At 69.5% G+C, this 13,688-nt stretch carries 12 protein-coding genes; all 12 read right to left on the minus strand.

Features of this window, described 5'->3' with window-relative positions; translation table 11 throughout:
- Position 1 precedes the first annotated feature (1 nt).
- Positions 2-451 carry a DUF805 domain-containing protein gene (locus tag V6S85_RS16320; protein WP_334349575.1) on the minus strand — a complete coding sequence of 150 codons (450 nt, stop codon included), beginning with the start codon at positions 449-451 and terminating at the stop codon, positions 2-4.
- Between the two features lie 27 nt (positions 452-478).
- A complete protein-coding gene (locus V6S85_RS16325; protein ID WP_334349576.1) occupies positions 479-1,759 on the minus strand; it encodes a leucine-rich repeat-containing protein kinase family protein in 1,281 nt (426 codons plus the stop codon).
- A 7-nt stretch (positions 1,760-1,766) separates the two neighbouring features.
- The gene (dapD, locus tag V6S85_RS16330) at positions 1,767-2,612 is read right to left on the minus strand and encodes a 2,3,4,5-tetrahydropyridine-2,6-dicarboxylate N-succinyltransferase (RefSeq protein ID WP_116488286.1); all 846 of its coding nucleotides are present in this window, start codon (positions 2,610-2,612) and stop codon (positions 1,767-1,769) included.
- Positions 2,609-3,274 (minus strand): pyrimidine 5'-nucleotidase, encoded by a 666-nt coding sequence (locus V6S85_RS16335; protein WP_116569653.1) that lies wholly within the window; start codon positions 3,272-3,274, stop codon positions 2,609-2,611. Before V6S85_RS16335 ends, dapD begins: the two co-directional genes overlap by 4 nt.
- 1 nt (position 3,275) lies before the next feature.
- Positions 3,276-4,190 carry an acetylglutamate kinase gene (argB, locus tag V6S85_RS16340; RefSeq protein WP_116488288.1) on the minus strand — a complete coding sequence of 305 codons (915 nt, stop codon included), beginning with the start codon at positions 4,188-4,190 and terminating at the stop codon, positions 3,276-3,278.
- Between the two features lie 77 nt (positions 4,191-4,267).
- Positions 4,268-4,564 carry a SemiSWEET family sugar transporter gene (locus V6S85_RS16345; protein WP_116569652.1) on the minus strand — a complete coding sequence of 99 codons (297 nt, stop codon included), beginning with the start codon at positions 4,562-4,564 and terminating at the stop codon, positions 4,268-4,270.
- Complete coding sequence (locus tag V6S85_RS16350) at positions 4,564-5,028, minus strand: response regulator (RefSeq protein WP_116569651.1); 465 nt, start codon at positions 5,026-5,028, stop codon at positions 4,564-4,566. The genes V6S85_RS16345 and V6S85_RS16350 overlap by 1 nt, the downstream gene beginning before the upstream one ends.
- 15 nt (positions 5,029-5,043) lie before the next feature.
- On the minus strand, positions 5,044-6,153 hold the full coding sequence (gene lovK, locus V6S85_RS16355) for a photosensory histidine protein kinase LovK (RefSeq protein WP_116569650.1): 1,110 nt from the start codon (positions 6,151-6,153) through the stop codon (positions 5,044-5,046).
- Positions 6,154-6,315: 162 nt separating this feature from the next.
- A complete protein-coding gene (locus tag V6S85_RS16360; RefSeq protein WP_334349577.1) occupies positions 6,316-7,356 on the minus strand; it encodes a sulfate ABC transporter substrate-binding protein in 1,041 nt (346 codons plus the stop codon).
- 104 nt (positions 7,357-7,460) lie between these two features.
- Positions 7,461-8,501: a sulfate ABC transporter substrate-binding protein gene (locus tag V6S85_RS16365; RefSeq protein WP_334349578.1), complete on the minus strand. Its 1,041-nt coding sequence runs from the start codon at positions 8,499-8,501 to the stop codon at positions 7,461-7,463.
- A gap of 163 nt (positions 8,502-8,664) precedes the next feature.
- Positions 8,665-10,182 carry a porin gene (locus V6S85_RS16370; RefSeq protein ID WP_334349579.1) on the minus strand — a complete coding sequence of 506 codons (1,518 nt, stop codon included), beginning with the start codon at positions 10,180-10,182 and terminating at the stop codon, positions 8,665-8,667.
- Positions 10,183-10,393: 211 nt separating this feature from the next.
- Positions 10,394-13,615, minus strand: a complete 3,222-nt coding sequence (locus V6S85_RS16375; protein WP_334349580.1) for an autotransporter outer membrane beta-barrel domain-containing protein — start codon at positions 13,613-13,615, stop codon at positions 10,394-10,396.
- Positions 13,616-13,688 lie beyond the last annotated feature (73 nt).

Consider the following 13,688-nt stretch of genomic DNA (forward strand, 5'->3'; position numbering starts at 1 on the left):
CTCAGCGGCGCGCGGGCTCGACCCCATAGCGGTTGTCGCCCCGCGTGCCGCGCAGGAAGCCCAGCTCCACCCACGCCCAGATCGACAGGGCCAAGGCCGCCAGGGCCAGCAGCGGCGCGGCCAGGATCAGCACGGAGTCGCCCGCATAGAGCCCGCTGGCCAGGCCGCTGAGCGCATAGGGGCCGACGGCGAAGACGGCCATCCACCAGGCCGTCTTGCCGCGGTCGTGCAGCCGGCGCACCGCCACGCAGACGCCGGCCGCCAGCACCGGCAGGAACAGCAGGCACGGAACCACGCCCAGCCAGCCGCCGGCCTGGGTGGCCAGCACCGTCAGGGTCAGCACCAGGGCGGTGGCCAGGGCCAGCCCCGCCTGCGTGCGCCAGTAGTCCAGCCGCGAGGCGCGGCCGGAGAGGGCGAAGATCGGCTTCAGTCGGTGGAGAAGGTCCCGCATGCGGCGACTAGAGCCTGCATCGGGCGATCAGGAAAGGGCCGCCAGGATCTCGGCCATCGACGGACGCGCCGCGCCGTCGGGCTGGACGCAGGCCGCCTCCAGCGCGCGCAGGGCCGCCGGAGCCTGGCCGTCGACGCGGTCCAGCAGTTCGCCCAGCAGCAGGCCGAAGGCCCGCACGTCCAGCGGCGTCCAGCGGCCTTCCTCGCCGGCCGGCAGGAAGGCCGCCGCGCCGAAGTCGCTGAGCACGGCCGCGCCCGTGTCGCCGTCCCACAGCACGTTGTGGGCGTAGAGGTCGCCGTGCTGCAGGCCCCGCCCGTGCAAGCGCGCCGCGCCGGCGGCCACGTCGCGGGCGATGCGGCGGGCCGCGTCGAGCGGGAAGGCCAGGTCCGGGGCATAGACGTCGCGGCTACAGCTTTGCGCGCTGGGCGGGCCGGCCAGGACGCGCCAGCTCTCCGGCAGCAGCGGCATCAGCAGGCCCTCGGCGCCGTCGGGATGGCCCTCGATCCGGCCCAGGGCTCCCGTCAGGTTCGGATGCTCGCCGGCGGCCAGGCAGGCGGCCATCTCGCGCTCGGGCAGGCCATCGCTGGTCATGGTCCCGCGAAACAGCTTCAAGGCCGCCGGGCGGCCGTTCCAGGCGGTCTCGAAGACGTCGCCCGAGGCGCCGCGCCCCAGCGGGCGACCCAGCGACAGCGTGCTCCAGGCGACGGGCGGCGCGGCGAACCCCGTCGCGGTGTCGAACGGATTGCCGGCCCAGGCCAGCCAGGCCAGCGCCGGCAGGTCGGCCAGCCAGCCGGGCAAGGCCGGCAAGCGGTTGGCGGCGACGCGCAGCAGTTCCAGGTTCGACGCCCCCGCCAGGCTTTCCGGCAGGGCGGCCAGGCGGTTGCCGGCCAGCATCAGTTTCTGAAGCGCAGGGCGTTCGCCCAGGGCGGCCGGCAGGGTCTCGATGCGGTTGTCGGTGAGGGTCAGCCAGCGCAGGGCCGGCGACAGCGCCTCGCCGGGGATCTCTTCGATCCCGCAGCCACGAAAGCCGACCTGGCTCAGGGCTGGCAGGTCGCCCAGAGCCTCCGGCAGCGCGCGAAACGGCGCGCCCGAGGCGAACAGCACCTTCAGCCGCTTCAGGCGGGAAAAGTCATGGGGCAGGGCCGAAATCCGGGTGGCGCCGATGTCCAGCACCTCCAGCGTGTCGGCAAGGGCGAAGACCTCCGGCGGGACCTGCGAAAGGTCCGCGCCGGAAAGGTCCAGCCTGGTCGCGCCGGCCAGGTCGCCGGCGCGCAGGGCGGCCAGTGTCTCGTCAACGGCCGCCCCCATCGCGCGATCAGTCGCGCAGCAGGTCGTTGATCGAGGTCTTCGAGCGGGTCTGGGCGTCGACCGTCTTGACGATCACGGCGCAGTAGAGGCTCGGGCCGCCGTTCTTGTCGGGCAGGCTGCCCGGCACCACGACGCTGTAGGGCGGCACCTTGCCGACGTGGATCTCGCCGGTCTTGCGGTCGACGATCTTGGTCGAGGCCGACAGGTAGACGCCCATCGACAGGACCGAGCCCTCGCCGACGACCACGCCCTCGACGACTTCCGAGCGGGCGCCGATGAAGCAGTTGTCCTCGATGATGGTCGGGTTGGCCTGCAGCGGCTCCAGCACGCCGCCGATGCCGACGCCGCCCGACAGGTGGACGTGCTTGCCGATCTGGGCGCACGAGCCGACCGTCACCCAGGTGTCGACCATGGTGCCCTCGTCGACGAAGGCGCCGATGTTCACGAACGACGGCATCAGGATGACGTTCTTGGCCACGTGCGAGCCGCGGCGGACGATGGCGCCCGGCACGGCGCGGAAGCCGGCGGCCTCGAACTGCGGGGCTTCCCAGCCGTCGAACTTGTTGGGAACCTTGTCCCACCACGGACCGACGCCGCCGCCGAGCGTGCCGGCGCGCATCACGCTGTTGGGGTTCAGGCGGAACGACAGCAGCACGGCCTTCTTCAGCCACTGGTGGGTGGTCCACGCGCCGTCGATCTTTTCCGAGACGCGGGCCTTGCCGCTGTCGAGCAGCAGCAGGGCCTCTTCCACGGCGGTGCGGACCGGGCCGGTGGTGGCCGTCGAGACGCCGTCGCGGGCTTCCCAGGCGGCTTCGATCTCGGTCTGCAGGTCGGCGAGGGTCAAGGCGGTCATTGGTCGGATCCCTTCAGGCGCGCCGAGCTCAGGAACCCGGCGAGGTCGTTGGTGCGGTGATGGACGTGTTCGGAGGTCGACGCGGCCGCGTGGGCGCCGACCAGGACGGTGGTCATGCCCAGCCGCGCGGCGGGGACGAGGTTCTTCTCGCTGTCCTCGAAGAAGGCCGTGGTCGGCGGATCGATGGCGTGCAGCTTGGTGATCTTGTCGAAGGTCGCCAGCGAGGGCTTGGGGATGTAGTCGGCCGTCTCGATGGCGAAGACGTCCTCGAACAGCTCGCGCAGCCCCAGGTGTCCCAGCACCCGCTCGGCGTGGCCCAGCGAGCCGTTGGTGAACACCAGCCGGCGGCCGGGCAGGACGGCGATCGCGTCATGCAGCGCCTGGTCGGGGACAAGGTTCTCCATCGACACGTCGTGCACCTCCTCCAGGAACTGGGCGGGGTCCATGCCGTGATAGGTCATCAGCCCGGCCAGGGTGGTGCCGTGCTCGAGGTAGTATTTCTTCTGCAGCGCCCGGGCCTCTTCGCGGGGCAGGCCCGTGAAGCGCTCGACGAAGTCGGTCATCCGGCCCTCGATCAGGCCCATGAACTGGGTCTCGGCCGGATAGAGGGTGTTGTCGAGGTCGAACAGCCAGGTGTCGACGTGGGTGAGGTCCACCATCAGATCACTTCGAGATCAGCGTGCCCGCGCCGTGCTCGCTGAACAGTTCGACCAGCATGGCGTGCGGGCGGCGCCCGTCGAGGATGACCACGGCTTCGACGCCGCTCTCCACGGCGTGGATGGCGTTCTCGAGCTTGGGGATCATGCCGCCGGTGGCCACGCCGTCGGCGATCAGCTGGCGGGCCTGCTCGATGGTCATCTCGCGGATCAGCTCGCCGTCGGCGTCCAGCACGCCCTTGATGTCGGTCAGCATCAGCATCCGCTTGGCCTTCAGGGCGCCCGCCAGGGCGCCGGCGACCGTGTCGGCGTTGATGTTGAAGGTCTCGCCCTGCTCGGACACGCCGATCGGGGCGATCACCGGGATGTAATCGGTTTCCGAGGTCAGCAGCGCCTGGATCAGATGCGGATCGACCTTGGTCGGCTCGCCCACGAAGCCCAGGTCGACGGCCTGCTCGATGTTGCTGTCCGGATCCTTCTTGGTCCGGGTCACCTTCTCGGCGGTGATCAGGCGGGCGTCCTTGCCCGACAGGCCCACGCCGCGCACGTCGGCCTCGGCGCCGGCGAGCGTGATCCAGTTGGCGATTTCCTTGTTGATGGCCCCCGACAGGACCATCTCGGCCACTTCCATCGTGGCCTCGTCGGTGACGCGCAGGCCGTCGATGAAGGTCGACTTGACGCCGGCCTTGTCGAGCATGCGGCTGATCTGCGGACCGCCGCCGTGAACCACCACGGGGTGCACGCCCAAGAGCTTCAGCAGCACGGCGTCGGCGGCGAACAGCTTGGCCACCTCTTCCTGGCCCATGGCGTGGCCGCCGTACTTGATCACGACCGTCTCGCGGTCGTAGATCTGGATGTAGGGCAGGGCCTCGGCCAGGGTCTTGGCGGTGGCCCAGCCAGCTTCCTCGGCGACGTTGGTCAAAGGCGATGGTCCTGGTGCGCGAAAATAGGCGCGCCTCGATAGCGGACCCCGCCCCCCCTGTCACCCTTTGACTAGGTTCACTCTTTGACGTCGTTCCCGGATCGTCCGCGCCCGTAGCGCCATTTGAGCGCGAGCACCGCGGCCGACATCGCAAGGCAGGCGAGGTTGGACAGCGCCACCGGCCAGGCCTTGATCATCAGGCCGTAGGCCAGCCAGCAGGCAAACCCCGTCACGGTCACCACATAGGTCCGCAGCGACACCGACGAGGCGTCCTTCTCGCGGACGATCTTGACGATCTGCGGGGCGAAGCTGGTGATCGACAACAGGGCCGCGGCGGTCCCGACGAAGACGGCGACCGGGTGGACGTCGGCCATCAGGCCGAGCGCGGCATTTCGGTCAGGCCCCAGAGCTGGGCATAGGCGGGGGCCAGCTCCAGCCCGGCGGGCGGCAGGCCCGGCGCATGGCCCTCTCTCAGGCAGACGGCCAGATAGGCCAGGGCGGTCTTCACGCCATGCTCCGAATAGGGCTTGCCGATCACCCCGCAGGCGCCGGCGAAGTCGTCCGGCAGGCGCTTGACGTTGGCGGTCATGAACAGGGCCACGCAGCCGCAGTCGTCGTGGATCCTGCGCACCACCTCCACGCCCGTGGGGCCGTCGCGCAGGTGGACGTCGACGAGGGCGAGGTCTGGATGCAGCGACCTGGCCAGGTCCACCGCCTCGTCCGCGCTCATGGCGCAGCCCACGGGGTGGTAGCCGGCTTCCTGGACCAGGAACTCCAGCTCGGTGGCCAGGAGGACCTCGTCCTCGACGATCAACACATCCAACGCGCGCCCGGGCATGGGGTCACTGAATTCCTAATGATGCGCGCCGTTGACGGGCAGGTTGACGACGACGCGGGTTCCGGGCTCGGCCGCCGTGGTCTCGGACCGCGCCTTGAGCTGCTGGCAGAGCAGCTGGACGATGGTCAGTCCGAAACCCGATGTCCGGGCCCCTTCAGCCATTCCAACGCCGTCATCGGCGATTTCGATCCGAAACTCGCCATTTGTGCGAGTGATCGATACCGAGACGTGGCCCGCTCGCCCCTCCGGGAAGGCGTGGCGCAGGGCGTTGGAGAACAGCTCGCTGATCACCAGGGCCAGGGGCGCGGCCTTCGAGGCCGGCACGTCCACCCGCTCCAGGTCCAGGCTGACGCGCACGTCGTCGCGGGCCGCGGTCCCGGCCATGTCCGACACCAGGTCGCGCACGAAGGCCGAGACGTCGAAGCGCTCGACGTCCTCGCTCTGGAACAGGCGGCGGTGGACGGTGGCGATGGCGTTCACCCGCTCCAGCATGCCGCGCAGGCTGTGCTTGACCGCCGGCTCCTTCTCGCGTCGGTTCTGCAGCAGCAGCAGGGACGAGATGAGCTGCAGGTTGTTCTTCACCCGGTGGTCGACCTCGTGCAGCAGGGCGGTCTTCTGCTCCAGGGCCAGGGACAGCTCGCGGGTGCGCGCCTCGACGGCGTCCTCCAGGTCGCTGCGGGTCTCGCGCAGGTGCTGCTCGGTCTGCTTCTTCTCGCTGACGTCCAACTGCGAGCCGAAGAAGTAGATGATCTGCCCCAGCTTGTTGCGCACGGGCGAGAGGTACAGCGCGTTCCAGAACGTGCTGCCGTCCTTGCGGTAGTTGAGGATGTCGATGGCGATGTCGTCGCCGTCGGCGATCGCGCCGCGCAGTTCGCCGATGGCGACGGGGCTGGTGTCGGGCCCCTGCAGGAAGCGGCAGTTGCGGCCGATCACCTCGGAACGGGCATAGCCGGTCAGCCGCAGGAAGGCGTCGTTGGCGAAGATGATCGGATTGTCGGCCTGGGTGGCGTCGGTGACGATCATCGCCATGCGGGTGGCGCGGATGGCGGCCGCGAAGGGGTCGTCGATGCCGTGCTCGGCCGCGAGCTGATCGCTCGCCCGCTGAGACTTCAGATAATCCGTCATTCCTGAGCCCGACCCCGGCCTTGTTCTATGGACGCCCCGTCAACGGCTGAACGCCCGGTCCTGGGTCGGGTTCCCGACCAAGCTTCGGCGTGGGAACGCAAAACGCGGCGGCCCCATGGGGACCGCCGCGCCTGCAATGGTCAAGTTTTGAAAGGGCGGGCCCTATTTCGGACGGTAGATGCGGTCGAAGACGCCGCCGTCGGCGAAGTGCGTGGCCTGGGCCTTCTTCCAGCCGCCGAAGGTGTCGTCGATGGTCGACAGCGGGATCTGCTTGAACTTGCCGGCGTACTTCTTGGCCACGGCCGCGTTGCGCGGACGGTAGTGGTGCTTGGCGATCAGTTCCTGGGCCAGCGGGCTGTAGAGGAAGTTGAGGTAGCCGGTCGCCGCCAGGCGGGTCTTGTGGCGGTCGACGTTCTTGTCGACCAGGGCCACCGGCGGTTCGGCCAGGATCGAGCGCGACGGCACGACGATCTCGAACTGGCCCGGCAGTTCCTCCAGCGCCAGGAAGGCCTCGTTCTCCCAGGCCAGCAGCACGTCGCCGATGCCGCGCTGGGTGAAGGTGGTGGTGGCGCCGCGCGCGCCGGTGTCGAGCACCGGCACGTGGTTGAACAGGTCCTTCAGATAGGCCTCGGCCTTGGCCGGATTGCCGCCCGGCTGCTTCAGCGCCCAGGCCCAGGCGGCCAGGTAGTTCCAGCGCGCCCCGCCCGAGGTCTTCGGGTTGGGGGTGATGACGCCCACCCCCGGCTTCACCAGGTCGGCCCAGTCGGCGATCTTCTTGGGGTTGCCCTTGCGGACCAGGAACACGATCGTCGAGGTGTAGGGCGTCGAGTTCTGCGGCAGGCGCGACTGCCAGTTGGCCGGCAGGAGCTTGGCCTTGTCGGCGATCTCGTCGATGTCGTAGGCCAGCGCCAGGGTGACCACGTCGGCCTGCAGGCCGTCGATCACCGAGCGGGCCTGCTTGCCCGAACCGCCGTGGCTCTGGTTGATGGTCAGGGTCTGGCCGACCTTGTCCTTCCAGTATTTGGCGTAGGCGGTGTTGATGTCCTTGTAGAGCTCGCGGGTCGGGTCGTAGCTGACGTTCAGCAGGGTCACCGACCCGGCGGCCTGGGCCTGGCCGGCCAGCAGGGCGGGAGCGCCCAGAGCGGCGGCGCCGGCCGCGCCGAGCAGGCCGCGCCGGGTGGGAGACTTGAAGGCGTTGGTCATGGCGATGTCGCTATGGCTCCGGTGGGGTCGTGCGGGATAACGCGCGAAACTGACCCGAGCCTCATACTCTATTGTCTAGGTAGGTTTCACGCCCAAGAAGACTCTCACGGCCGGTAGATTTGATCGAAGACGCCGCCGTCGGCGAAATGGCGGCCTTGCGCCTTCTTCCAGCCGCCGAACTGGCCGTCGATGGTGGCCAGCGGGATCTTCGGGAACTTGGCGGCGTACTTGGCCGCGGCCTGCGGATTGCGCGGCCGGTAGTGGTGCTTGCCGATCAGGTCCTGGGCCAGCGGGCTGTAGAGGAAGTTCAGGTAGCCTTCGGCGATCAGCTTCGTGCCGCGCCGCTTGACCACGCTGTCGATCACCGCCACCGACGGCTCGGCCAGGATCGAGCGCGACGGATAGACGATCTCCAGCCCGTCGGCGGCGAACTCCTGGCGGGCCAGGTGCGCCTCGTTCTCCCAGGTCAGCAGCACGTCGCCGACGCCCCGCTGGGCGAAGGTGGTCATCGAGCCGCGCGCCCCGCTATCGAGCACCGGCACCTGCTTGTAGAGCTGGCGCACGAACGATTGGGCGGAGGCGTCGCTGCCGCCCGGCTGCTTCAGCGCCCAGGCCCAGGCGGCGAGATACGCCCAGCGCGGGGCGCCGCCGGTCTTGGGGTTGGGGGTGATGATCTGGACGCCGGGCTTTACGATGTCGCCCCAGTCCTTGATCCGCTTGGGATTGCCCTTCCTGACCAGGAACACGATCGTCGAGGTGTAGGGGGCCGAGTTCTGCGGCAGGCGCGACTGCCAGTTGGCGGCGGTCAGGCCACGGGCGGCGATCTGGTCGATGTCGTCGGCGAGCGCCAGGGTGACGACGTCGGCCTGCAGGCCGTCGATCACCGAGCGCGCCTGCTTGCCCGAGCCGCCATGGCTCTGCCTGATCTCCAGCGTCTGGCCGACCCGGCGCTTCCAGTAGGCGGCGAAGGCGGGGTTGATGTCCTGGTAGAGTTCGCGGGTCGGGTCGTAGCTGACGTTCAGCAGGGTGACGACCTTGGGCGCCTTCTGGGCCAGCGCGCTCGCCGGCGCCGCCGCCAGGGCGCCCGCGCCGAGGGCGAGGTCCCGGCGGGAAGGCCGGAAGGAGGCAGGGCGGAGCAGGGTCATCGGGCGTCCTCGTGGAATGCCCCGTAACCTTGGCCGATGCGCGGTCCCGACGCGCGCGAGTGTTTCTGAGGGCGGGATCAGAAGATCCTCCCCCATCCCTTTTATCTCCCGTCATTCCCGCCACAAGGGCGGGAATGACGGGAGGAAAGGAGACGCTCCGTCCCTAGAACGCGAACTGGCTGCGCAGGTTAACCGCCTGGTAGCCCTGGCTGAGCGGGGTCGCGCCGCCGGCGGGGTCCAGCCGGTCGATGTCGACGTCCAGGTAGTCCAGCGAGAACTTGGTCACCGAGTTGGGGAACCAGTTGATCCCGGCGCTCCAGATCGTCTGCTCGCCGCCGCGCACCCGGTCGGCCGCCAGGGCGGCCAGTTCGTGGTGGTTGAGGTCCAGCACCGAATAGCGCGCCGCCAGCTCCCAGGCGCCCCACTGGCCGGTCTTCGGATCGAAGGGGTGGGCGATGGACGGGGCGTCGAAGGCGAAGGTGGCGGCGTTGTAGCGGCGGCTCTCGCCGGTCAGCACCAGGCCGCCCTCGACGTACCAGCCGCCGAACTTCGGGTCGCTGACGCCGGCGGCGGCGTTGCGCCGCTCGAGCGCGATGTCGAACACCTCGCTCTGGATCAGCAGGCTCTTGTGCTGCACGGCCAGTTCCGCGCCCAGGTGGCGCAGGTTCTTCGCATCGAGGGCGCCAGTCGAGACCAGGGTGGTCCCGTCGACGCGCAGTTCGGGCCGCTCGGTCAGGGTCAGGGCGTAGCCGCCGCCGACCGCCGTCTGGGCCGGGGTGGCGATGTAGCCGCCGTTGACGCCCAGGTGCAGCAGCCAGTCCTTGCTCTTGACCGGGGCGAAGGCGGTGCGGCCGACATAGGCCTGCTGCTCGTCGAAGGTCTGGGCGTCGCCGCTCTTGCCGCCGGTGGCGGCGGCCGACAGCAGCCAGTTCTCGCCCGAGGTCTGCACCTGCAGCCCGTAGCGGCGGTCGGCGGCGGCCAGGCCCCGCACCATCTCGGCGATCGCCGCGCGTTCGGGGAACAGCGAGCCGTTCTGCGACGCCGCGTCGCTGAGGCCCACGCTCGGGGCGAAGGCCCCGGCGCGCACCTTGAACGGCGCGTAGTTGTACTGGATGAACAGCTCCTGGAGCATGCCGGGGCCGTCGGCGCCGTTGCCGCCGAAGTCGAGCAGGATCGAGTAGTCGAAGTTCTTGAAGAACCGGCCGTCCACGCCCAGGCGGGCGCGGCGGAAGTTGCTGCCGCTGTTGAGGTCGCGGCCGTTGCCGATCACCGCCGGCAGGCCCTTGTCCTGGAAGTAGTGGGCGGTGTCGAGCTGCATCACCCCATGCAGGGTGGCGGTGAAGGCGCCGTCGGTCGAGGCGATGGTCGGGCGGCCGGCGGCGATGCTGACGGTGGCGGCCGGCAGGGGCGAGGCGGCTTTCGGCGCCGGCGCGACGGCTGCGACCTGCGCTGGGGCCGGTTGGGCGGGCGCCGTCTGGACCGGCGCGGCGACGGTGGTCGCCTTCAGTTCGTTGATCTGCTGTTGCAGCAGCTTCAGCTGCGCTTCCAGGGCCTCGATGCGGGCCTGCTGGTCCCCCGGCGCCTGAGACGCGGGTGTCTGGGCGCTGGCGCTTCCCGCGATCGCCAGCGTCGAGACGCAGGCGATCAGGGCCATGCGCGAGGCAAGGCGGTTGATGGTCACGGTCTTCCCCTCGCGGCGGCTTTGCGGCCACCGTCCTATTGCTCAGGAGAAGATGACTAACGGGCAGGCTCTAAACGGAGTTTTGACGGCCCAAGTCATTGGTTTTCCTGGCCGCTGCGGCCAAGTGTCGCTCCGAGGACGGACGATCGAACGAAAAAGGCCCCGCACGTTGTGCGGGGCCTTGAACTCTACTCCGCCGGGGCGGCGATGATCAGAACATCGTCCGGCCGGTGAGCTTCACGTTGTAGCGCTTCTGGCGCTTGGTGCTTTCCGCGCCGCCTTCGAGGGCGACGTAGGACATCGCCGTGCCGGCCCGCAGGGCGAAGCCCAGGGTCAGGGCGCCGTCGCGGTTGTCGAAGGCTTCCAGCACGTACTTGCCGTTCTTCTTGGTCACGACGGTGTCGGCCAGGCTGCCGGCGATGGTCTTGCGGTAGCCGACGCGCACTTCCGGACGCAGCCACACCTCGCGGCCGAAGTCCGCGCCCATGACCAGGCCCAGGTCGCCCGACAGGTTGCTCCACTTGCGCGAGCCGATCGCGCCGTCCAGCACGTCGCCGCCGCCGACCTCGTCGTGGCTCGACTCGTTGAGGTAGGTGTAGTCCATGCGCGTTTCGGGACGCAGGAAGTAGCGGCCCAGCTTGGCCTCGTAGGCCGCGCCGGCGAAGGCGTTGGCGGTCACCGCGCCCCAGTCGGCCTTGGTCACGCGGTCTTCGTCGGTGACGCCGTCGCCGTTGAGGTCGAGGAACAGCACGCGGTTGCTCTCGAACCAGCCGTAGCCGGCGCCGCCGCCGAGGTTGAAGCGCCAGGGGCCGACCGAACGACGCCAGTAGACGCCGGTCTGCACGATCGAGGCGGTGGTCTGCTCGCCGACCTGGGCGACCGTGTCGTGTTCTTCCAGCGCGGTGTAGGCCAGGGTCACGCCCAGGGCGCCGCCCGCGTCGCCCATGGCTTCATAGCCGGCGACGAAGCCGAAGGCCTGGGTGTCGGTGCCCAGGGTCTCGCCGTCCTCGCGGCGGACCAGGCCGTTGATCTCCTGCACCCAGATGCTGTCGGGGCCGTAGCGGTCGCCCGGATCGGGGCGGATGGCGGTGGCGGCCGAGATCTGCTGGTTGATGTTCTGCAGGGTGGCGAACATGCCTTCGCCCTGGTCGGGCAGCAGCTGGTTGTAGTTGTGGAGGAAGGTGCTCTTGTCGTTGATGCCCAGGAACAGGTTGGCCACGTCCTTGTCGCCGGCCAGCGAGCCGAACAAGGTGTCGTAGGCCGAGGCGCCCGAGCGGGCCAGGCCGATTTCCGAGGCGGTGCGGCGGCGAACGTCCAGATAGACGTCGTTGCCGGCGGCCTTGGCGGTGGCGACGTACATGTAGGGCGCGTTGTCCAGCAGGCCCTGGCCGAAGTTTCCGGCGGTCAGCGAGCCGGCCGAGATCACCTTGTACGAGGTCTCTTCGGTCAGCAGGCTGGTCAGGCGCAGGCCAAGCTGCGCGCCCGAGGTGATGTTGGCCGCGCCCGAGACCACCAGCTGGGTGTGCGTGCCGGCCGTCGGGTCGGCGGTGAACACCAGCTTGCTCTCGGCGCCCAGGTTCAGGTTCGAGATGTTGAGGGTCTGGGCGTTGGTCAGGCCCAGCGAGCCCTTGCCGATGGTGATGTCCAGCTGGCCGTCGCTGTCGCTGATCGCGCCGATCACGGCCGCGCCGCCGTCGATGCGGAAGGTGTCGGCGCCGGCGCCGAACGCGATGTCGCCGATCACGGCGCCGTTCAGCACGTTGAAGGTGTCGGCGCCCGAGCCGAAGCGGATGGCGCCGATGATCGACGGCTCGGCGTTGTCGGGCACGCCGTCGCCGTCGGCGTCGGGCAGGGTCTTGTCGCTGCTGACGATGCCGTTCTGGGTCAGGGTGACGCCGGTGGTGTTGCGGCTGACGTCGATGGCCACGGCCTTGCCGGTGATCGTCTCGTTCGAGGGATCGGTGTCGGCGTCGTCCTTGTCGTCGGCGTCGTCGGTGGGCGAGATCGCCGCGATGATCGAGCCGGTGTTCTCGATCGAGGTCAGGCCGCCCGAATAGTCGATGACGCCGTAGGCCGAGCCCTTCTCGCCGAAGACGTTGGAGTTGATCACGCCGCCGTTGCGCAGGCTGGGGACGTTGGCGCCGGCCTCGATGACGATGCCGCGGGCGTCGAACTCGCCTTCCGAGACGCTGTAGCTGGTGATCGAGCCCTTGTTGTAGATCACCGGCACGTTGGCGCCGGCCGTCACCCGCACGCCGTTGGCGTTGGCCTCGTAGGCCTGCGAGGTCATGGTGGTCTCGAGCAGGGCGCCATTGGCGATGTTGGTCGCCTGGCCCGTGTTGCCGCCCAGCTGGATGGCGGTCGAGGTGATCCCGTCATAGACGCCGTTGGCGACGATCGCGCCGCGGGCGCGCAGGCCGTAGGCGTTGTCGCCCGTGCCGATGACGCCGATGTTGATCGCGCCGGTGTCCGAGCCGATCAGCAGGGCCGGGGCCGAGCCGTAGACGGCCAGGGCGGCGTTGCCTTCGTTGGCGTCCTCGATACCGTCGCCGTCTTCGTCGGTCTTGGTGCTGTCGTTGTCGGCCGGGCGGATGTCGAGCAGGACGCCGCCGGTGACGCTGCCGGCCACGCGGACGGCCGGGCCGCCCTGAAGCAGGTCGTCGGCGTCGAGCTTGTCGCGCACGGTCTTGTCGGCCGGGCGGGCGGTGTAGCGATAGCCGGTGGCCGTGACCGCGCCCTGGATGACGAAGGCGCCGTTGATGTTGTTGTCGATCGCCACGCCGGTCGAGTTCTGGCCGAGGACCGAGACGCTGCCGTTGACGGTGACCTTGCCGGTCACGGGCGCGTTGACGTGGACGCCGTAGCTGTTGTTGCCGGTCACGGCGATCGCGCCGCCGCTGGTCAGGTTGCCGCTCAGCGCGCTGTCCAGCTTGATGCCGGCCGAGTTGTTGCCCTCGATGGTGATCGTGCCGCCGGTGGCCAGGATGTCGCCGGTGAAGGCGCCGGGGCCGGCCAGGCGGATGCCGTAGCGGTTGGAGCCCAGCGCGAAGGCGCCGTCGACGTCGCCGTCCGAGTCGGTGTCGGTCGGGGTGTAGTCCTCGTCCAGCGTGATCGTGCCGGTCTGGGTGACCGTGCCGCTCGTGCCGCCGTTGATCAGGATGCCGGTCGAGTCGTTCACGCCCTGTGTGCTGAGCGTGCCGCCGTTGGCGACCTTATTGTTGCTGTTCAGCGTCACCAGCGCGCCGCTGGCGGTCAGCTTGATCGAGCCGGCCGTGTCGATCTTGACATCGTCGGCCGCGCCGTTCGTCCCGGCCGAGCCGGTGGCGATAGGCGTGGTCCGCGCGGTGTTCACCACCGTCTCGGCCTGCGCGGCCAAGGCCATGGCCATAAGAGGAGCGGCCGCGACCGTCGCGACCAGGACCTTGCGCTGCATACGAACAGACCACCCTAAGGAGAATTCCCTCGATCCCCAGATTGCGTCAGGTTGCGGCGAAATTGCGGTGACT

The organism is Caulobacter sp. CCNWLW153 (assembly GCF_036889365.1).
GTDB classification, from domain to species: domain Bacteria; phylum Pseudomonadota; class Alphaproteobacteria; order Caulobacterales; family Caulobacteraceae; genus Caulobacter; species Caulobacter radicis.